Source organism: Streptomyces lacaronensis (assembly GCF_047337785.1).
In the GTDB taxonomy this organism is placed as follows: domain Bacteria; phylum Actinomycetota; class Actinomycetes; order Streptomycetales; family Streptomycetaceae; genus Streptomyces; species Streptomyces lycopersici.
The window spans coordinates 11,209,471-11,231,740 of the sequence record NZ_JBLHDK010000003.1; the positions used below are offsets into that span (position 1 = coordinate 11,209,471).

The 22,270-nt window shown below is 74.1% G+C and carries 4 protein-coding genes; all 4 read right to left on the bottom strand.

All coding sequences use genetic code 11. From position 1 onward, the window contains the following. Nucleotides 1–7: 7 nt before the first annotated feature. On the bottom strand, nucleotides 8–18,640 hold the full coding sequence (locus tag ACMTAK_RS48080) for a non-ribosomal peptide synthetase (RefSeq protein WP_413812019.1): 18,633 nt from the start codon (nucleotides 18,638–18,640) through the stop codon (nucleotides 8–10). Between the two features lie 136 nt (nucleotides 18,641–18,776). Then, the gene (locus ACMTAK_RS48085; RefSeq protein WP_413812020.1) at nucleotides 18,777–20,138 is read right to left on the bottom strand and encodes a serine hydrolase domain-containing protein; all 1,362 of its coding nucleotides are present in this window, start codon (nucleotides 20,136–20,138) and stop codon (nucleotides 18,777–18,779) included. A gap of 44 nt (nucleotides 20,139–20,182) precedes the next feature. After that, nucleotides 20,183–21,343 carry a copper amine oxidase gene (locus ACMTAK_RS48090; RefSeq protein ID WP_413812021.1) on the bottom strand — a complete coding sequence of 387 codons (1,161 nt, stop codon included), beginning with the start codon at nucleotides 21,341–21,343 and terminating at the stop codon, nucleotides 20,183–20,185. Between the two features lie 89 nt (nucleotides 21,344–21,432). After that, nucleotides 21,433–22,242, bottom strand: a complete 810-nt coding sequence (locus ACMTAK_RS48095) for a hypothetical protein (protein WP_413812022.1) — start codon at nucleotides 22,240–22,242, stop codon at nucleotides 21,433–21,435. Nucleotides 22,243–22,270 lie beyond the last annotated feature (28 nt).

Below are 22,270 nucleotides of genomic sequence, written 5' to 3' on the forward strand. Positions count from 1 at the left end.
TCCTTCCTCACCGGTCGTCGTGGTCGCTGCCGCCGGAGGCGGCGTCTTCGAGTTCGCGCAGGATGTGCTCCTCGACCAGGTCGGCGAGGGCGGAGACGGTGCGCGCGGTCAGGATGTCCCGCGGGGTCAGATCGACGGCGAACGCCTCCTTGGCGCGGGAGGCGATCAGCAGACTGCGGACCGAGTCACCGCCCAGGGCGAAGAACTCGTCCTCCGCGCCGACCGGCGACACCTCCAGCACCTCCGACCAGATCTCCGCGATGACCTCCTCGGTGGGGGTGCGCGGGGCGACGTGGGCGGCCGGTGCGGCGGTGGTGGCGGGGCCGGGCGCGGGCAGCGCCGCGCGGTCGGTCTTGCCGTGCTGGTTGAGCGGCAGCCGGTCCAGCACCGCGAAGGCCGACGGGACCATCGGGCCCGGGAGCGTCCGGCCCAGATGGGTGCGCAGCTCGGTGTCGGCCGGGACGCAGGCCCCGGGCGCGAGGACCAGATGGGCCACCAGCCGGCGCACCCCGGGCTCGTCCTCCCGCACCGTCACCACGGCCTCCGCGACCGCGGGGTGGCCGCACAGCGCGGTCTCCACCTCACCGGCCTCGATGCGATGGCCGTGCAGCTTGAGCTGGTGGTCGCCGCGCCCCAGATGGTGCAGGCGGCCTTCCGCGTCGTAGCGGGCGAGGTCGCCGGTGCGGTACATCCGGGAGCCGGGCGGCCCGAACGGGTCGGCGACGAAGCGGGCGGCGGTCAGCCCGGCGCGGCCCAGATAGCCGCGGGCGAGTGACGGACCGCTGACCCACAGCTCGCCCACCGCACCCACCGGCACCGGGCGCAGCCGCGCGTCGAGCAGATGGACCCGGGTGTTGGGGATGGGCCGCCCGATCGGCGGCGGGGTGCCGTCGGGGGTGAGCGGCTCGGACCAGGTGGCCACCACGGTCGTCTCGGTCGGCCCGTACGCGTTGATCACGCGGTGGTGCGGCGCCCAGCGGGCGGCGAGCTCCGCGCCGCAGGCGTCCCCGCCCACGATCAGCGTGCGCAGACCGGGCAGCTCCCGCTCGGTGCCCGGGGGCAGTGTCGCGAGGGCGGCGGGCGGGATGAGGGTGTGGGTGATCCGCTGCCGCCGCAGGACGTCCGCGAGATGGCCGCCCAGCAGCGGGCCGGGCTCGGGCACCACCAGCGTGGCCCCGGACGGCAGCGCCATGCACAGCTCCAGGACGGAGGCGTCGAAACCGGGCGACGAGAACCGCAGCACCCGGTCGCCCGGCCGCACCTGGAAGTGCTCGGCCTCGGCGGCGGCGAACCCGGCGATCCCGCGATGGGTGACCACCACGCCCTTGGGCGTTCCGGTGGACCCGGAGGTGTAGATCACATAGGCGGGGTCGTCCGGGTGGACGGCGGCGAGCCGGTCCTCGTCCGTGGGGCGGTGCGCCGGGCCGTCCGGCGCCTCGACCCCGGCGGCCCGCTCGATCACCAGATGCGGGGCGGAGTCCTCGAGCATCAGCTCGACGCGCTCGGCGGGGTAGTCGGGGTCGATGGGCAGATAGGCGCCACCGGCCTTGGCCACCGCGAGCCGGGCCACGACGGACTCCACCGAGCGGGGCAGCACCAGCGCGACGATCCGGCCGGGGCCCACGCCCTGCCCGATGAGGTGATGGGCCAGGCGGTTGGCCCAGCCGTCCAGCTCCGCGTAGGTAAGCCGGAGGCCGGGGGAGTCCACCGCACTCGCGTCGGGCCGGCGGTCCGCCGCCGCCTCGACGAGCTCGGCCCAGGTCGCCCGGGGCACCTGCCGAGCGGTGTCGTTCCAGTCCACCAGGAGCCGGTGGCGCTCGGCGGCCGGGAGGATGTCGATCCGGTCCAGCGGCAGCTCGTCGGGGGCCGCGGCCAGCGCGCCGAGAAGATGGGTGAGCCGGTCGGCCAGCGCCCCGGCGGTGGACTCCTCGAAGAGCCGCGGGTCGTAGCCGAGTTCCACGGACAGTTCGGATCCGGGCGAGACCACCACGGTCAGCGCGTAGTTGGTGGACTCCAGGGCGTTCAGATCGCGCACCCGCAGCCCGTGCTCGGCCGCGGCCGAACTGTTGATGGGGTAGTTCTCGAACACCACCAGGCTCTCGAAGAGGTCCACCCCGGCGGGCAGTTCGCTCCAGCCTCGCAGCTGGGCCAGCGGCACATGGCCGAAGCCGCGCGCGTCCGCCTGCTCGGCCTGGAGCTCGCGCAGCCAGGCGACGGCACCGGCGGTGCCCTCCACCGCGCACCGCACCGGGAGGGTGTTGATGAAGATGCCGGTGATGTCGTCCGCGCCGGGCAGCTCCGCCGGCCGACCGGAGACCGTCGTCCCGAAGCAGACGTCCGACTCGCCGCTCAAGCGAGATACGAGCAAGGCCCAAGCACCCTGCACGATCGTATTCAGCGTGAGCCGGTGCCGTCGTGCGAAGTCCTGGAGGGCGGCGGTGTCCCGCTCACCGAGCCGGTGCGACAGCCAGCGCGAGGACCGGGTGGCCAGCTCCGGCGTCGGCCTGCGGTCATAGGGGAGGGGAGTGGGAGAGGTGAATCCTTCCAGAGCCTGCCGCCAGTGCGCTTCGGCACGCGTGCGGTCCTGACGGGCGAGCCAGGCCACATAGTCCGCGAACGGCCTGCGCGCCGGCAGCCTCGGCTGCTCACCGGCGGCCAGGGCGGCATGGGCGGCGAAGACATCGCCGAGCACCTGGAAGACGCTCCAGCCGTCCAGCAGCACATGGTGGAAGGTCCACAGCACCCGCACCTCACCGGGCGAGAGCCGGGCCAGGGTGACGCGGAGCAGCGGGGCCGCGGTGAGATCGATCCCGCGGGCGCGGTCCCGGTCCAGCAGCCGCTCCAGCTCGGCCGTGCGCTCGTCCTCCGTGAGGCCGCTCCAGTCGAGTTCCTCGACCGGTACGGCCGCGGTGCGGCGCACGATCATCAGCGGCTCGGGCACATCGTGCACCACCACCGCGCCGCGCAACACCGGGGTGCGGTCCACGACATGCTGCCAGGCGGCGGCCAGCACTCCGGAGTCGCCGACCCCGTCCAGGACGAACGTCGCCTGCTCCACATAGAGCCCCTGGCCCCGCTGGGCCAGGGCGTGGAAGACCAGCCCGGACTGGGTCGGGGTCAGCGGATGGATATCGGCCACGTCCCGGCCGTCGCCCGCCAGCCGGTCGACGGTCTCCTGGTCGAGACCGGCCAGCGGGAAGTCCGACGGCGTCCGCCCGCCCGCGTCGGGGCGGGTGCACAGCCGGACGATCGCCCGCAGCTCCTCGGCCATCTCCTCGGCGAGTTGGCGCACCGTGGCGCGTTGGTGCAGCGACCGTGAGTAGGACCAGCTGAGTTCGAGCCGCCGGTCCGCCACCCGGCCGATCACATCGAGCAGATGCGGCCGGGGCGCCTCCGGGCTCATATCGCCCTCCAGTCCACCGGCCAGCGCGTGCAGCAGACCGCCCGCCGGGGGCTCCCAGTCCTGCTGGCCCAGATAGTTGAAGCTGATCTTGGGGGTGGCGGGAAGCCCGGCGGCGGCCGCGCCGGACAGATGGCGCAGCGCGCCGTGGCCCAGGCCGTTCCCGGGGACCGCCCGCAGCCGCTCCTTGACGGCCTTCAGCGTCCGCTCCAGCCCTGAGGAGGCGGGGACCTCGAGCGCGACGGGGAACATGCTGGTGAACCAGCCGACCGTACGGGACAGGTCGACCCCGTCGAAGATCTCCTCCCGGCCGTGCCCCTCCAGAGCCACCGCCACCGTGTCCCGGCCGGTCCAGCGGGCCAGCACCCGTCCCAGGGCGCACAGCAGCACGTCGTTGATCCGGGTCCGGTACGCGCCCGGCACCTCTTGCAGCAGCAGCCGGGTCTCCTCGGCGTCGAGCCGTACGGTCACCTCCTCCGCCGAGGCAGCGGTGCCCGTGCCCTCGCCGTCCGTGGGGAGGTCGGCGCAGCCGGGGGAGGCCGCCCAATAGTCGCGCTCGGCGTCGAAGCCCCCGGCGGCGGTGTGCTCGGTCAGGCGCAGCGCCCAGGTGCGGAACGACGTGGTCTTGGGGCCCGGTTCGGGCGTCCGGCCAGCGACGATCTGCCGGTAGGCGGTGTCCAGGTCCTCCAGCACGATGCGCCAGGAGACGGCGTCCACCACCAAGTGGTGGGCCGTCAGCAGCAGTACGGGCCGTTCCGTCCCGCCCCGGGTGAAGAGCACGGCGCGCAGCAGCGGCCCCCGGGCCAGGTCGAACCCGGACCGGATCCGCCTCGCCGTCTCCCGTATCACCGCGTCCCGCCGCTCCGGTGCCACGGCGGACAGATCGTGGACGTCCCAAGCCGGCTCCGCGCCCGGCGGGGCGTTGTGCTGGCGCACGGCGCCGTCCTCGGTCCGCTCGAAGCGCAGCCGCAGGGCGTCATGGTGGGTCAGCACCGTGGACAGGGCGGTGCGCAGCGCGCTCTGGTCCACCGGCACGGTCAGCTGGGCCGAGACCGATTGGGTGAAATGCCCGGCCGTGGCGCCGAATTGGTCGAAGAGCCAGTGCTGGATCGGGGTCAGCGGCACCTCGCCGACGACCGGACCCCGCTCGGCCGCGGTCGCGGTCGCCGTGGCCTCCTGCGCGACCGCCGCCAGGTCCGCCACGGTCTGGTGAACGAAGAGATGGCGCGGGGTCAGCTCGATCCCGGCCCGGCGGGCGGCGGAGACGATCCGGATGCTGAGGATGGAATCGCCGCCGAGGGCGAAGTAGTTGTCCTCCACGCCGATCCGCTCCACGCCGAGCACCTCCGCCCAGATGGCGGCGAGGGCCTTCTCGGTCTCCGTACGCGGCTCCACATGGCCGGTGGCGCGGGCCGCCCAGACGGGCGCGGGCAGCGCACGCCGGTCCAGCTTGCCGCTGGACCCCAGCGGCAGCCGGTCCAGGACGACCACGGCCGAGGGGACCATATGGTCCGGCAGGCTCGTGGCGAGGAAGGCGCGGATCGCGGCGGTGTCCACCAGCGGGGAGCCCGGGATCCGCACCACATAACCGGCCAGCCGCTTGTGGCCGCCGGTGTCGACGACCGCCGCGGCCGCCTCGGCGACACCGGGATGGCGCGCCAGCGCCGCCTCGACCTCGCCCAGCTCGATACGGAAACCGCGCACCTTGACCTGGTCGTCGGTTCTGCCGAGGTATTCCAGCTGCCCCCGCTCGTCCCAGCGGACCAGGTCGCCGGTGCGGTACATCCGGCCGCCCGCCGGGCCGAACGGATCGGCCGTGAACCGCTGCGCGGTCAGCCCCGGCCGGCCGAAGTACCCCCGGGCGAGGCCCGGCCCCGCCAGATAGAGCTCTCCCGGCACCCCGACCGGCACCGGCCGCATCCGCGAGTCCAGTGCGTAGGCCCGGGTGGCGGCCACCGGGGCGCCGATGGGCGGGGTGCGGTCCGGATCGGCGGGGTCGCAGGTCCAGGCGGTGGCGTAGACGGTGGCCTCGGTGGGCCCGTAGATGTTCGCCACCCGGCAGCCGGGGATGGCCGCCCGGACCTCCTTGACGGTACGGGCCGCGAGCCCCTCGCCCGCCAGTACCACGGTCCCAGCCGTCACCGAGACCGACCCCTTGCCGAGCACCTGCCCGAGCGCCGAGGGCACGGCGCTGATCAGGCTCGCCGTCCAGCCCTCCGTCCGCTCGGCCAGGGTGAGCAGATCGCGGACGACCTCGATGGCGCCACCGGCCAGCAGCGGGCAGAGGATCTCGAAGACCGACACATCGAAGTTGAGGGAGGTCGAGGCCACCACATGGGAGAGCCCCTGGGCGCCGAACTCCTCCCGTGCCCACGCGGCCAGCGCCGCCACGCTCTCATGGGTGACCACGACGCCCTTGGGCGTACCGGTGGATCCCGAGGTGTGGATGGCGTACGCCGGATGGGCGGGGAGCAGTGGGCCGTGCCGCTCGGCGTCGCCGACGTCGTGGGCGGGCAGTCGCGCCAGCCGCCCCCGGAACTCCGCGTCGTCCAGCAGGATCCGGTCGCCGCCCGCCCCGGCGGGGATCCGGTCCGCCACCGCCCCGGTGGTCACCACCGTGTCCGGGGCGATGTCGCCGAGCATGAAGGCGATCCGCTCAGCCGGATACGCCGGGTCGACCGGGAGATAGGCCGCCCCGCTCTTGAGCACCGCCAGCACGGCCATTACCAGCTCCGGTGTGCGCGGCAGCGCCAGGGCCACGAAGTGTTCCGGCCCGGCGCCCGAGGCGATCAGCAGCCGGGCCAGGCGGTTGGCGCGCTCGTTCAGCTCCCGGTAGGTCAGCGGCCCGCCCTCGCCCATCACCGCCACCGCGTCCGGTGTACGGGCCGCCCGCGCCTCGAACAGCGCGGGCAGCACCGCGTCCGGCGCGGCGGAGACCGGGCCGCTGAAGCGGTCGAGGATGCCGCGCGTCTCGGCCTCGCCGACCAGCGGGAGTTCGTCCAGCCGCCGCTCCGGATCGGTCGCCATCTCCACCAGCAGATTGCGCAGACAGCCGCCCAGCCGCTCGATCGTCGGGGCGTCGAACGCGTCGGGGTCGTAGTCCAGCGAGATCGACAGCCGCTCCTCGGGCGCCACCACCACGCTGAGCGCGTAGTTGGTGGGCTCCACGTCCCGCTCCTGCCGGATGCCCAGGCCATGGGCGGCGATGGCCTCGCCGTCGAACGGGTAGTTCTCGAAGACCACGATGGAGTCGAAGAGGCTCACCCCGCCGGGCACCTCGCTCCAGCTCCCCAGCTGCGCCAGGGACACGAACTCGAAGAGCCGGGACTCCGACTGCGCCGACTGCAGCTCCCGCAGCCAGTCCAGCAGTCCGCTCTCCCCGGCCACCCGGACCCGGGTGGGGATGGTGTTGATGAACACCCCGACCATGGACTCGACACCCGGCAGCGCGGCCGGCCGCCCCGAGACGGTGGTGCCGAAGCACAGGTCGTCGGCCCCGCTGTACCGGGACAGCAGCAGCGCCCAGGCGCCCTGCACCACCGTGTTCATGGTCAGCCCGCCCCGCTGCGCGGTCGTACGGAGCCGGGCGGACTCCTCGGCGCCCAGCGTGACCCGGTGCGAGCCCGAGGAGGCGCTGCGGTGTGCCTCCGGCGCGGGCCGGTCCCGGGGCAGTTCGGTGGGCGAGGTGAACCCGGCCAGCGCCGTACGCCAGTACCGCTCGGCCTCCGCCGTGTCCTGCGCGCCGAGCCAGCCCAGATACTCGCGGAACGGCCGGCGGGCGGGCACCACGGGCGCCCGTTCCGAGGTCAGCGCCGCGTACCGCTCACTGACCTCGTCGAAGACCTGCGCCGCGCTCCAGCCGTCGAGCAGCACATGGTGGAAGGTCCAGACGATCCGCACCTCGTCGGCGGACAGCCGGATCAGCGCCAGCCGCATCAGCGGCGCCGTGGCCAGGTCGATCCCCTCGGCCCGGTCCTCGGCGAGCATCCGGTCCAGCTCGGCCTCGCGCCACTCCTCGGGCCGCCGCGTCCAGTCGTGGTGGACGATCCGGAGCGCCGCCCGGTGCGTCACGACCTGGAGCGGCTCCGGGGTGTCCGCCCACACCAGATGGGTGCGCAGGATCGGATTGGCGTCCACCGTCTGCCGCCACGCGGTGGCCAGCGCCTGTGGATCGCCCGCACCGGTCAGCGTCAGCTGGACCTGGTTGACATACGCGTCCGACGCCGGGTCCATCAGCCCGTGGAACAGCATCCCGGCCTGGGTCGGGGTCAGCGGATAGATGTCCTCCACCGCCCGGCCGTCGGCGGCGATCCGGTCCACCGCGGCCTGGTCGAGCCGGGCCAGCGGGAAGTCCGACGGGGTGCGGCCACCCGCCCCGGGGTCGGCGCAGTGGCCGACGATCTCCTCCAGCCCGCGGAGCATCCCCCGCGCCAGCCCGGCCACCGTCTCCTCGGTGTGCGTCCCCGAGCCGTAGTACCAGGTGATCTCCAGGCACCGGCGCTCCACCCGGCCCACGACGTCCAGCAGATGCGGCCGGGCCATGTCGGGCGCGGCGTCACCGCCAAGACCGTCCCGTACGGCGCGGACGAGACCGGTGTCGTCATCCGCCGCCGACCAGTCGAACTGCCCGAGGTAGTTGAAGCTGATCCCGGGCTCGGCCGCGTCCTGGAGACCGGAGGCGGGGGAGAGATGGCGCAGCGCGCCGTAGCCGATGCCCCGTGCGGGCACCGCCCGCAGCTGCTCCTTGACGGACTTCAGCGTCTCGCCCCAGCCGCCGCCCGGGACGTCCAGGGCGACCGGACAGAGGCTGGTGAACCAGCCGACGGTGCGGGACAGGTCCACCCCGTCCAGCAGATGCTCCTCCCGGCCGTGGCCCTCCAGGTCCACGGCGATCCGGCGCCGCCCGGTCCAGTCGCCGAGCACCCGCCCCAGCGCCGCGAGCAGACAATCGTCCACACGGGTGCGGTAGACCTCGGGAACCTGCCGCAGCAGCGCCTCGGTGCGCTCCTGGTCAAGACGGACGGTGACCGACGCCATGGACGCCACCGTGTTGTCCCCCTCGCCGTCCACGGGCAGCCCCGCGGCGCACTCCGCGGTCACCGCCCGCCAGTGGGGGAGTTCGGCGTCGAAACCACCGGCGGCGGTGTGCTCGGTGAGCTTTCGGGACCAGTCCCGTACGGACGTGGTGCGCGGGCCGAGGTCGGCCCGCCCGCCGTTGAGCAGCTGCCGGTACGCGGTGTTCAGATCCTCCAGCAGCACCCGCCAGGAGACACCGTCCACCACCAGGTGGTGGACGGTCAGGAAGAGGGTCGGCCGCGCTCCGTCGCCACGGTGGAACAGCCGCGCGGCCAGCAGCGGACCCCGGGCCAGGTCGAACCCGGCCTGCGCCTCCGCCATCGCCGTCTCCTCGGCGGCCCGGCACCGGTCCGCGTCGAGCCCCGACAGGTCGTGCTCCCGCAGGGGCGCCGGGGCCGTCAGGTCCGGCTGCGGGCAGTACTGCCGCGGACCTCCGTCGGCGCCGGGGGCGAACCGCATGCGCAGCGCGTCATGGTGGACCAGCAGCGCGTCGAGCGCCGCGCGCAGCGCGCGGAGGTCCGGTTCCCGCTGGAGCTCCACGACCACGGACTGGTTGAAGTGGCCGGGCCGGTCGGTCCGCGTCCCGAAGAACCAGTGCTGGATCGGGGTGAGCGGCACCTCACCGGTCACCGGCCCGGTGTCGGCGGCGGGCGTGGCGGTGGGCGTGGTGACGGCGGCGAGCGAGGCGATGGTGGGATGCCGGAAGAGTTCGCGGGGGGTGAAGGCCAGCCCCGCCCGCCGGGCGCGGGAGGCCACCTGGATGCTGAGGATCGAATCCCCGCCAAGATGGAAGAAGTTGTCCTCCGCGCCGATCCGCTCGCGGCCCAGCAGGGTGCCCCAGATCTCCGCGAGGGCCCGCTCGGTGTCGGTACGGGGCGCCACGTACCCGGCCGTCCCGGCCGCCGCCGGGTCGGGCGCGGGCAGCCGGCGGCGGTTCACCTTGCCGTTGCGGGTGAGCGGCAGCGCGTCGAGGGCGACGAACGCCGAGGGCACCATGTAGTCGGGCAGCAGGCCGCCCAGGAAGGACCGCAGCTCCCCGGCGTCCGGCACCTCGGCCCCGCCCACCGGCACCGCGTAGCCGGTCAGCAGCGTGCGGTCGCCCACGCGGGAGAGCGTGACGACCGCCTCCGCCACGGCCTCGTGGCGGGTCAGCGCGGCCTCGATCTCGCCCGGTTCGATGCGGAAGCCCCGGACCTTCAGCTGGTCGTCGGCGCGGCCCACGAAGCGCAGTTCACCGTCGTCGGTCCAGGCCACGATGTCCCCGGTGCGGTACATCCGGGAGCCGGACGGCCCGAACGGATCGGCGATGTACCGCTCGGCGGTGGCACCGGGGCGGCCGTGGTAGCCGCGCGCCACCCCGGCCCCCGCGATGTACAACTCCCCGGGAACGCCGGGGGGTTGCGGCTGGAGCGCACCGTCGAGGACGTACGTGCGGGTGTTGTCCAGCGGCCGTCCGATGGGTAGCGAGCGCGGCAGCTCCTCTCCGGCGCGGAAGGGGCGACGGGTGGCGAAGGTCGTGGTCTCGGTGGGCCCGTAGCCGTCCATCACCGTCAGATCGGGGCAGGCGGCGAGCACCCGGCGCACCGCGCCCGGGGGCACCGCCTCACCGCCGGTCCACACCTCCCGGGCGCCGCGCAGACACTCCGGCGCCTCCTGCGCCAGCAGCCGGAACAGCCCGGCGGTCAGCCACAGACAGCTCACCCCGTACTCGGCGATCGCCCGGCGCACGGTGTCCGCGTCCACGTCCCCGGCGGGCGCCAGCACGGCCCGGCCGCCGCGCAGCAGCGGGACCCACAGCTCGTACGTCGAGGCGTCGAACGCCTGGGGCGAGTGCACCAGCACCCGGTCGTGGTCCGCGAAGGCGCGGTCCGTGACGAGGGCGGTCACATCGCGGTGGCGCACCGCGACGCCCTTGGGCCGCCCGGTGGAGCCCGAAGTGAACATCAGGTAGAGGGCGTTGTCGGGGGAGAGCGCCACGTTCGGCGGCTGCGACGGGCCGTCGTCGTCGCCGGACCCGGACCCGGACTCCACGAGCAGGGTCCGCGCCGCGCCTGAGAGGTCCGCTGCCGTGCGCTCCCACGCGTGGTCGGTCAGCAGCACCTCCGCGCCCGCCTCCGCCAGCACGCGCCGCAGCCGGTCCCCGGGGGCGCGGGTGTCCAGCGGTACGTACACCCCGCCCGCCTTGACGACCGCCAGCAGCGCCACCACCAGCTCCACCGACCGGTCCATCAGGACGGCCACCGGGCGTTCCGGGCCGACGCCGTGTCCGATGAGCCGGTGGGCCAGCCGGTTGGCGCGGGTGTCCAGCTCCCGGTAGCTCACCGGGCCGGCCCCGCCGTCCAGGGCCACCGCGTCCGGCGCACACCGCATCCGCTCGGCGAACAGCCCGGCCACCGTGGACTCGGGCAGCGGGACCGCGGTGTCGTTCCACTCCCGGAGCACCTGGTGGCGGCGGGCGGCGGTGAGCATCGGAAGGTGTGCGGGCGCCCGGTCCGGGGTGTCGGCCATGGCCGTCAGCAGCACCGTCAGGTGCTCCGCCATCCGCCGGGCGGTGGCCTCGTCGAAGAGCGCCGGGTCGTAGCCGAGCCGCAGCGCCAGCTCCTCGCCGGGGTAGACCACCAGGGACAGCGGGTAGTTGGTGGTCTCGACACCGTTCAGGTCGCGCAGGGCCAGGCCGTGCGCGGCGGCGAGGTCCCCGCCGACCGGATAGTTCTCGAAGACCACGATGGAGTCGAAGAGGTTCACCCGCTCGGGCAGACCGGTCCAGGACCGCAGCCGGGTGAGTGGCACGAAGTCGAACCGCCGGTCCTCGGTCTGCCCGGACTGCACCGCGCCCAGCCAGGACAGCAGGGTGGACCCGGCCGGCACCGTGAGGCGGGTCGGCACGGTGGTGATGAACAGCCCGTTCATCGTCTCCACGCCCGGCAGCTCCGGCGGCCGTCCGGACACCGTGGTCCCGAAGACCACGTCCTGGCGGCCGGACTGCCGGGCCAGCAGCAGCGCCCAGGCGCCCTGCACCACGGTGTTCAGGGTGAGCCCCTCGTCCCGGACCAGCGCCTGGAGCCGCCGGGTGGTGGCGGCGGGCACGGTCACACGGAGCTCCTCGGTGGACTCGGCGTGATGGGTCTCGGTGGGTTCCCGGTCGTACGGCAGCGGGGTGGGCTCGGTGAGATCGCCGAGCCGGGCCCGCCAGTGCTCCTCGGCCAGGGCCCCGTCGCGCTCCCGCAGCCAGGCCACATAGTCGCCGAACGGGCGGCGGCCGGGCAGCCCGGCGGCCATCGCCGCGCCGGACGCCCCGTCACGCGCCCGTGCGTGGCAGTGGAAGACGTCGGAGAGCACCTGGAACAGGCTCCAGCCGTCCAGGATCAGATGGTGGAACGTCCACACCACCTGGACCTCGGTCGCCGACAGCCGGGCCAGCGCCAGCCGCGTCAGCGGCGCGGCGGCCAGGTCCAGGCCGCGCTCCCGGTCCTCGGCGAGGAACCTCCGCAGTTCCCGCCGGCGCTCGTCCGGCCCGGACAGATGACGCCAGTCGAGCAGGGCCACCGGGATCCGGACCCCGCGCTCCACCACCTGGACCGGCTCGGGAACCCCCTCCCACACCGCGCGGGCGCGTAACACCTGGGTGCGGTCGGCGACCTGCTGCCAGGCCGCGGCCAGCGCCGTCGGCTCCGGCACCCCGTCGAGGACGAAGGTGAGCTGCTGGAAGTAGGCCCGCCGGTCACCCTGCGCCAGCGCGTGGAACAGCATGCCCGCCTGGGTGGGGGTGAGCGGGTAGATGTCCTCCACCGCGCCCCCGTTTCCGGCCAGCCGGTCCACGGCGGCCTGGTCGAGGGCGGCGAGCGGGAAGTCGGACGGGGTGCGGCCGCCCGCGCCGGGCGCGCTGCCGTGCCGGGCGATCTCGCACAGCGCCTCGCGGAACTCCCCGGCGAGCCGGGTGACCGTCTCCTCGCGGTGCAGATTCGCGGAGTAGAACCAGGTGAACTCCAGGTCGTCCCCCCGGGCCCGGCCCACCACCTCCAGCGGATGCGGGCGCGGCGAGGTGGGGTCGGCGTCCAGGGCCAGCTCCCGGTGCAGACCGCGGAAGAGCCCGTCGCCACCGCCCGGCGCCTCGAACCGGCCGAGGTAGTTGAAGCTGATCCCGGCCGTGGGGCCGTCGGGAAGGCCCGCGCCATCGAGCAGATGGCGCCGCACCCCGTAGCCCAGACCACGCCGCGGTACGGCCCGCATCTGCTCCTTGACGGACTTGAGAATCTCGCCCCAGCCGCCGTCCGGAAGGTCGAGCGCCACCGGGAAGCGGGTGGTGAACCAGCCGACCGTACGGGACAGATCCAGGTCCGCGAACAGCTCCTCGCGGCCGTGGCCCTCCACGTCCACCGGCACCCGGGCGCGCCCGGTCCAGCGGCGCAGCACCCGGGCCAGCGCGCTCAGCAGGACATCGTTGACCTGTGTGCGGTAGACCTCGGGGAGCGTCTGGAGGAGTGCGGCGGTCTCCTCCGGGCCGAGCCGGACGGTGACCGACCGGGCCGAGGCGTAGGTGTTCGCCCCGGCCGTCCCGTTCAGGTCCGTCGGCAGCGAGGGGTCGCAGGCCCCGGCCAGGCCGGTCCAGTACGCGTCCTCGTCGGCGAACCCGCCTTCCCCGGCATGGGTGTTGAGCCGCAGCGCCCAGCGGCGCAGCGGTGAGGACTTCGGGGGAAGCCCGGCGCCCTCGTCCCGGGCCGCCGCCCGCCGGTAGGCGCCGTCGAGATCCTCCAGGATGACGCGCCAGGCCACCCCGTCCACCACCGCGTGATGGATGGTGAGGTGGAGGACCGGGTGCGGCCCGGCGTCCCGGTCGAGCACCGCCCGCATCAGCGGCCCCTCGGCCAGGTCGAAACGGCCCAGGTGCCCGGCGCCGGTGGTCTGGAGCGGGACGCGGACGGCCGCCGCGTCCTCGATCCGCTGGTACCAGCCGCTGTCGCGGCGGTGGAAGCGGGAGCGCAGGGCGTCATGGTGGCCCACCAGGGCGTCCAGGGCGTGCCGCAGCGCGTCCTCGTCCACGTCCTCGGGCAGCACCAGCGAGATGGTCTGGTTGAAGTGGCCGGCCCGCTCGGGGTCGGCGGTGAACAGCCAGTGCTGAATGGGGGTCAGCGGAAGCTCCCCGGTGGCCGTCCCGTCCCCTTCGGAGGTGGGCTCGGCCGGGGCCGTGGTGGTGTCCAGGTGCAGGGCCAGCGCGGCGATCGTCTGATGGCGGTAGACATCGCGCGAGGTGACGGCGAGACCGGCCCGCCGTGCCTGGGAGACCAGCTGGATGCTGAGGATCGAATCGCCGCCGAGGGAGAAGAAGTTGTCCTCCATCCCCACGCGGTCCACCCGCAGGATCCGGGCCCAGACCGTCGCCAGGGTCCGCTCGGTGGCGGTCCGGGGCGCCACATAGCCCGGTGCCGCGGCCTCGGCCCAGTCCGGCTCGGGGAGCCGGCCGCGGTCCAGCTTGCCGTTGGGGTTGAGCGGCATCCGCTCCAGGACGACGACGGAGGCGGGCACCATGTAGTCGGGCAGCGAGCGCCGCAGGAACCGCCGCAGCCCCGCCGGGTCGGGCTCGGCGCCCGCGGCGGCCACCACATAGGCGATCAGCCGCTGGTGGCCGTCCGTCTCCCGGGCGACGGCCGCCGCCTCGGCGATGTCGGGGTGGCGCAGCAGCGCCGTCTCCACCTCGCCCAGCTCGATGCGGAAGCCACGGATCTTCACCTGGTCATCGGCTCTGCCCACGTATTCCAGCTGGCCCTCGCCGTTCCAGCGGACCAGGTCACCGGTGCGGTACATCCGGCTGCCGGGCGCCCCGAAGGGGTCCGCGAGAAAGCGGTGGGCGGTCAGCCCGGGCCGCCGCAGATACCCCCGGGCCAGGCCCTGCCCACCCAGATACAGCTCACCGGTCACCCCGGGCGGCACCAGCCGCAGCGTCGGGTCCAGGACGTACGCGCGGGTGCCCGCGACCGGGCGGCCGATCGGCGGGGCCTGCGAGGGCGCCCGGCCGTCGCAGAACCAGCCGGTGGCGTACACCGTGGCCTCGGTCGGCCCGTAGAGATTGGCGATCCGGCAGGACGGCATGGCCTCCCGGATGTCCCGTACGGTCTGGGCGGGCAGCGCCTCACCCGCCAGTACGATGGTCCGGGCCCAGTCCGCCGGGCGATCCCCGCCCAGCAGCCGGGAGAACACCGAGGGCACCCCGCTGAGCAGCCCCGTCGCCCGCGGCCGCCCCTCGGGATCGGTGAGGGCGAGCAGGTCGCGCACCACCTCGACGCTGCCGCCGGCCAGCAGCGGGCAGAGGATCTCGAAGACCGACACATCGAAGTTGAGCGAGGTCGAGGCGACCACGTCGGTCAGCCGCTCCCGCCCCAGCTCCGCCTCGGCCCAGGCCGCGAGCCCCGCCACACCGCGGTGGGTGGCCACCACGCCCTTGGGCCGGCCGGTGGATCCGGAGGTGTAGATGACATAGGCGGGATGGGCCGGGACCAGCGGCCGGAGCCGTTCGGTGTCGGTGATGTCGCCGTCCGCGAGCCCGTCCAGCCGGGCGCGCACCTCCGGGTCGTCCAGCGGCAGCGGTGCGGCGTCCGCGGGCAGGCAGCCGGCCGCCCCGGTGGTGGTGAGGACGGTCGAGGGCGCGGCGTCCTCCAGCATGAACGCGATGCGCTCGGCCGGGTATTCGGGGTCCACCGGCAGATATCCGGCGCCCGCCTTGAGCACCGCCAGCAGGACGACGACGAGCTCGGCCGAGCGGGGCAGGGCGAGGGCCACCAGCCGCTCGGGACCGGCGCCCCGGTCGATGAGCAGCCGCGCCAGCCGGTTGGCGCGCCGGTTCACCTCGTCGTAGGAGAGGGTGGTGTCCCCGCAGGTCACGGCGGTGGCCGTGGGCCGCCGCGACACCTGGGCGGCGAAGAGATCGGGCAGGGTGGCGTCGACCACGGGCCGCTCCGGCCCGTTCCAGGCGTCGAGCATCGCATGCCACTCGGCGTCGGCCAGCATCCGCAAGCAGATCAGGGTGGCGCCCGGATCGGCCACCATGGCGGTCAGCAGCCGGTGCAGATGCCCGGCCATCCGCTCGATCGTGGCCGCGTCGAACAGATCGGAGTTGAACTCCACGGTCAGCCCCAGCGAGCCGTCGTCGCGGGGCAGGAACTCCAGCACCAGATCGAACCGCGCGGCCGGGCGCGGCAGGGAGTGCTCGGTGATCCGCACACCCCCCGCCTCCTGGCCGGGCACCATGGCGCTCTGCTGGACGACCAGCGCCTGCACCAGCGGATTGCGGCTGGGGTCGCGGCGCGGGGCCAGCTCCTCGACGACGCGCTCGAACGGCAGCCGGTCATGGCTGAAGGCGTCCAGCACCGTCTCGCGCATCGCGTCCAGGAACCGCCCTACCGTGCTGTCCCCGTCCACATCGGCGCGCAGCACAAGGGTGTTGACGAAGAATCCGGCGACCGACTCCAGCTCCCTGCGGTGGCGCCCGGCGGTCACGGTGCCGAAGGCGATGTCCCGCTGGCCCGAGTAGCGGGAGAACAGCACCGCGACGGCGGACGCGAGCAGGGTGAACCGCGTGGTGTCCCGCTCCCTGCCGAGCCGGGCCAGCCCCGCCACCAGCTCGGCGGGCAGCTCACGGCGGTGCACCGCGCCCGCCGTGGTGCGCACCGGCGGGCGCGGGCGGTCGGTGGGCAGCTCCAGCGTCTGCATCCCGGCCAGCCGGCCCCGCCAGTACTCCAGATCGGCGTCCGCACCGGCGGTGGCGGGACGGCTCCGCTCCCACACCGCGAAGTCCGGGTACTGGAGGGCCGGACCGGGGAGCGCGGCGTCGGTTCCGGACACCTCGGCGGCGTAGAGCGCGGCCAGTTCGCGCACCAGCAGCCCGACCGACCAGCCGTCGGTGACGATGTGGTGCTGCGCCAGCAGCAGGATGTGCTCCTCGTCGGCGAGCCGGATCAGCAGCGCCCTGGTCAGCGGGCCCTGTCCGAGGTCGTAGGGGCGGTTCAGCTCGGCGGTCAGCGTGGCGTCGAGCTCCTCGGCGCGCCGCCGCGCCGGATGCCCGCCCAGATCGAGCCGCTCGAGCGGTACGCTCCCGTGCGCGGCCACCTGCTGCACCCCGTGCCCGTCCACGGTGGCGAAGGTGGTGCGCAGGGCGTCATGGCGGGCGGCGAGCCGGTCCAGCGCCCGGCGCAGCGCGGCCGCGTCCAGGGGGCCGTCGAGCCGCAGCCCGGCCCCGGTGTTGTACTCGGTTCCGCCGGAGGTCAGATCGTCCAGGAACCACAGCCGCCGCTGGGCGGAGGAAAGCGGCAGCGGACGGTCGCGCGGCGCGGGCGGGATCGGCGCCTCCGGCGTGTCGGCCGCCGCGGCGGGCAGCCTGCCGGCCAGCCGCGCCACCGTCCTGGCGTCGAGCAGATCGCGCAGTGAGAGGTCCACGCCCAGCTCGGCCCGGATCCGGGTCAGCAGCCGCACCCCGAGGATGGAGTCACCGCCCAGGCCCAGGAAGTCGTCCTCCACGCCCACGGCGTCCACCGGCAGCACCTCGGACCAGACGCGGGCCAGGGCCTCCTCGGCGGGGGTGCGCGGGGCGATGTGGCGCGCGTCGCCGTCGGGCGCGGAGCGCGGGGCGGGCAGCGCCTGCCGGTCGATCTTGCGGTGCGGGGTGAGGGGGAACGCGTCCAGTACGACGTAGGCGGACGGCACCATATGCGCCGGCAGTACCCGGGCCACCGCGGCGCGCACCTCCGCGGCCTTCGGCGGGGTCCCGCCGCTGGGCGGCACCACATGGGCGACCAGCCGCTTCTGACCGGGCTCGTCCTCCCGCACGGTGACCACGGCGGACCCCACCCGGGGGTGGCGGGCCAACGCGGCCTCCACCTCGCCCAGTTCGACGCGGAAGCCGCGTATCTTGACCTGGTGGTCGGCCCGGCCGAGGAATTCCAGTTCGCCGTCGGCGTTCCAGCGGACCAGGTCACCGGTGCGGTACATCCGCGATCCGGGCGGGCCGAACGGGCAGGCGGTGAACCGCTCGGCGGTCAGCCCCGGCCGGTCGAGATAGCCGCGGGCCAGGCCCGCGCCGCCGATGCACAGCTCTCCGGTGACCCCGACCGGCACCTGCCGCGCCGCCTCGTCCAGCACGAACACGCGGGTGTTGGGCAGCGGACGGCCGATCGGCGGGGCGCCGGTCCCCGCCGCCAGGGCGTCCGTCCAGGAGGCCACGACCGTGGCCTCCGTCGGACCGTAGGAGTTCACCATCCGCCGCCCGGGCGCCCACAGGTCCACCAGATCGGCGGGGCACGCCTCCGCGCCCACGATCAGGGTGCGGAAGTCGGGCAGTCCGTCATGGAGCTCCTCCGGGGGCACGGTGGCGAGCGCGGCCGGGGGGATCAGGGCATGGGTCACCCGCCTCTCCCGCAGGACCGACACCAGCTCGGCGCCCAGCAGCGGTCCTTCAGGGGGCACCACCAGGGCCGCCCCGGCGAGCAGGGAGGAGCACAGCTCCAGGACGGAGGCGTCGAAGCTGGGCGAGGAGAACTGCAGCACCCGGTCACCGGGCCGGACCTGGTAGTGGGCCGCCGTCGCGGCCGCGAAGTTGCCCAGACCGGCGTGTGGCACCAGGACGCCCTTGGGCACGCCCGTGGAGCCGGAGGTGTAGATGACATACGCGGGATGCTCGGGGCACAGTGGGCCGAGCAACTCCCCCCGGCCGGGCGCGTGATCCGGGCCCGCCCCGGCCCCCGCCTCCCGGATCCACGCCGGGTCGTCGAGCACGGCCACCGGCCGGGCGTCGGCCAGCATCATGGCCCGGCGCTCCTCGGGGTGCGCGGGGTCGATCGGGAGGTACGCGCCACCCGCCTTCGCCACCGCCAGCTCGGCCACCACCAGTTCCGCCGAGCGGGGCAGCACCAGCGCCACCACCCGCTCCGGACCCACGCCCTGCGCGATGAGATGGTGGGCCAGCCGGTTCGCCCAGCGCTCGACCTCCCCGAAGGACCACTCGCACCCGTCCGCCACCAGCGCCGGCGCCTCGGGGGCGCGCTCCGCCCGGACGGCGAAGAGCTCGCCGAGCGGCGCGCGGGAGACGGCGCGGTCCGTGGCGTTCCACGCCTGCGGAGGGAGGTCCGGGACGGGTTGGGGTGCGGACACCGATGAGGTCTCGTAGTGGTCCGTCATGGTGGGTCGTGGCCCTTCAGAGCGGTTGAACGGGCGGATATGGGGGCGGCTCGGGCCGGCCGACGCCGAGCCGGTGCGCCCGCGCCCGGCCGGAGGAGACGTGGGGAGAACGGCCGTGTGCGGGGCGGTGGGAATCTCAGACCAGGGCGCTCTTACGGGCCATCCGGCCCGAGAGCTGGATCCGGTCCACGGCGCCGGTCCGCGGATCGCGGACGAAGCGCCCGCCGGGGAGCCGGCGTCCGGAGGAGGGGTCCACCAGATCGCAGGTGAGGTCCTCGTGGCAGACCAGCGGCGCGGGGAGGTCGCCGTCCACGGACAGGGCGAGAACGCCGCCCTCGCCGATGGTCACCTGGTACTCGATGTCGCCGTTGAGATAGATCCCGGTGCACTGCGAGGTGGCGGCCATGGAGGTGGCCCGGTGCCGCGGGGTGGGTGTGGGGGGCACCCGGACGCCGGTGATCTCGCCGAGGACATCGGTCAGTTCATGCCACAGCTCGGTGCCGGCGCCCGCGTTGGCCGTGAAGCCGACCACCGCTCCCGTGGCGGGATCGGCCCGCAGGAAGCAGGAGGTGCCCTGGGCGTTGCCGTCGTGCCCGAACCACAGCGTGTCGCCGTGCCGGAAGAGCCCCCAGCCCAGGCCCCAGCCGTCGGCCAGCACACCGGGGTCGGCGCCGGGCACCGGGCGGCGCATCTCCTCCGCGAGCTCATGGGGCAGCGATCCCACGGCCCCGTCGCCGATATGGGCCCGGCCCAGCGCCACCAGATCGAGGGCACTGACCCTCAGAGCACCGGCTGCGGCCTCGGCGGGGGCGAGGTTCTGCCGCACCGGCCGCGTTCTGCCCGTGGCCTTGTTGGCCGAGTGGCCGCGCGCCGTGGGCCGGTGCGGGGCGCCGGCCGTGCCGATGAAGGACGGCACGGTGCCCAGCGGATCGAGCAGAACGGACCGCACGGCCTCCTGCCAGCTCATTCCGGTGACCGTCTCGATCAGCCGGCCCGCGGCCACATAGCCCGCGTTGGAGTAGGAGAAGTCCGTCCCCGGGGGCATCACCAGGCTGCGGTCCGTGCAGTGGTCCAGCAGATAGCGCGCGGCGGTCAGCGAGGCCACCTGATCGGAGTCGGGCCCGGACGGCAGCCCCGCTGTGTGGCTGAGCACCTGGCGCACCGTGCACGGCGGACCGGCCCGCCGCAGCTCCGGCACATGGTCGCCGAGCCGGTCGTCCAGCTCCACATCGCCGTCCGCCACCAGGAGCATCACCACGGTCGCGGTGTAGGCCTTGGTGATGGAGCCGATGGGCACGGCCGCGTCGGCGGTGCACGGCTCGCCGGTGTCCGCGTCCAGGACGCCGGTCTCCACGGCGAGAGTCGTTCCGCCGCTGTGCACGGCGAGTTGGGCCGCGGGCACCTGATGGGCGCGGGCCAGGGCGGTCAGCCGGTCCTCGAGGACGCGGCGTATCTTCGACCGCTCCTCGACTGACGGGGCCGGGGTCCGACGTAACACGGTGCACTCCTTGCCGGGGGACGGGACGGGCGACGGGGACCGGGTCATGGCAGCTGGCTCGTGGCCGTGAGGTCCCGGGGCACGATCCTGAAGCCCTGCCAGTGGGTGGGCATGGGGTCCTGGTCCTCGTCCCTGGGCACATGGTGGAAGTCGACACTGACCCAGGCGACCGGGTCGGTCAGCTTCTCGCCGCCGGTGTACTTGTCGACCGAGGTGGCGCAGTCCGGGGCGGTGTTGCCGTAGGCCAGCCGCTCGCACTCCCGGTACTGCGTGAAGTACATGTCGTGGTGGGTGAACTCCTCGGTCTCGTGCGGGCCCCGGTACTGATCGCTCTGGTGGTTGTCGATCTCCCAGGACTTGGCGTGGCCGTCGGAGTTCTCGGCGGCGGGGTTGACCACCCGCCAGAAGCGGGTGGGCGCGAGGTCCGCCGCCCTCTCACGGGAGAACACCGTGCGCTTGGTGGTGCGCGCGGCCGTGCCGCTGCCCAGGTAGTCGTACTGCTCCACGGTGTTCTTCGACTGTCCGTCGACGTCGAAGTCCAGCCGCCAGAAGATGTTGTGCGAGTGGTTCTCGCTGAACCGGGTGGAGCCCACCCCGGTCGGCCAGCCGCTGCTCGCGTCGGAGAACTGGAACGGGGAGAGGCTTCCGGTGGCGCCCGACCGGGGGGTGATGGAGCCGTCGTCCGAGAAGCGCCACTCGGTGATGTAGTCGTACCAGCCGATCTCGGAGACCGAGAAGACGACCAGATCGGTGCCGTGCAGCACGCCCTTCTCCACGGCGCTCTTGTAGGCGAACGGCCGCGGCTGCTCCTCGACGCACAGCACCGGGGTGTCACGGAAGTCGCGCAGCCGCCCGTCGGGGCAGTCCTTGGCGCTGAGCGGGGTGAGCGTGCCCTGCTCCAGATCGCCGAAGCCGATGGACGATACGTCGTAGAAGCGGGGCTGACCGCTGTCGTAGGGCACATGCACCTCGGCCAGCGAGGCGCTCTTGAGGACCCGGGTGGGGGTGGAGCGGTTCGGGGTGTAGATCACATCGCTCAACACCGCACCGGTGTTGCGGTCGATGTCCCAGCACATCTGCCACCGGGCACCGTTCTTGAGGGTCGTGTCGATGCGATCCGCGGCGGGGCAGGGCGGGTCCGCCGCGGCCCTCGCGGGCGCCGCGGAGGCCGGGCCCGGCACCCACAGGGCCAGCAATCCCACCATGGCGATCAGCACACGGGCACACCGAAGCAGATGGCCACGCCGAAACACACGGGTACGCCGAAACAGACTGGACACGGACCACGCTCCCCTCACAGGCCGATGACGGCGGCGCGCCTGGCCGACAGATCGATGACGATCCGGCTGGTGTCGATCCACTTGCCACCGGGAATGCGCACGAACAGCTGCACACACCGGTGCTCACCACACCGGGACACCTTCCGGGCGCCGTCCACCCCCTCGGCCCGTGAGCCGAGGAACGACATGCTCTGGAGCCGCAGTTGGGCGGGCGAGGTCAGCCGCTTCCCGGTCTGCGATGCGTAGGACTCGCGCATCCCCGGGCCGAGCCGGCGGTCGGCGAGGATGACCTTCACCGCCTCGCGGGCCTCGGCCAGGGTGGGAGGCGGCTGGACGCCGTGCCGGCGGGCGGAGTCGAGGACCTTCTCGGAGCGCAGATCGACCACCCTGGTGATGAGGGTGTCCGAGGCGTAGTCGTAGAGCTGGACCTCGGCCCGGCTGTCGGTGTCGGAGGACGCCGACTTGGCCCGGGGCGGCCGGCGGGTGTCCAGCGGCTCGGCACCGGAGCCGCCCGCGGCGTTCCGCTCCCCGTCACTCTTCTTCGTCGCCTTCTGACGGTCCTTCGCGGCCCCGGGCCCGGCGGCGGCGTCGATGGCGATACGGGGCGCCTCGCGCGATTCCTCGGATGTCAGCCGGCCGGAGTGTGAGGCGACGGCAGCCGCGGGCTCCGGGGCATCCGACGCGGGCGATCCGGCGGTGCGGAGGGCGGCGATCCCGCCGCCCGCCAGCACCGCCGCCAGACCCAGCGCCGCGGATACGCGCCATCTCCGGTGACGGCGCCCCCTGGTATCGACCGCACCCCTGTCCGTCGCGTTGTCTGTCATCACCCAGCCGTTTCGTTGTCGGTCAAGT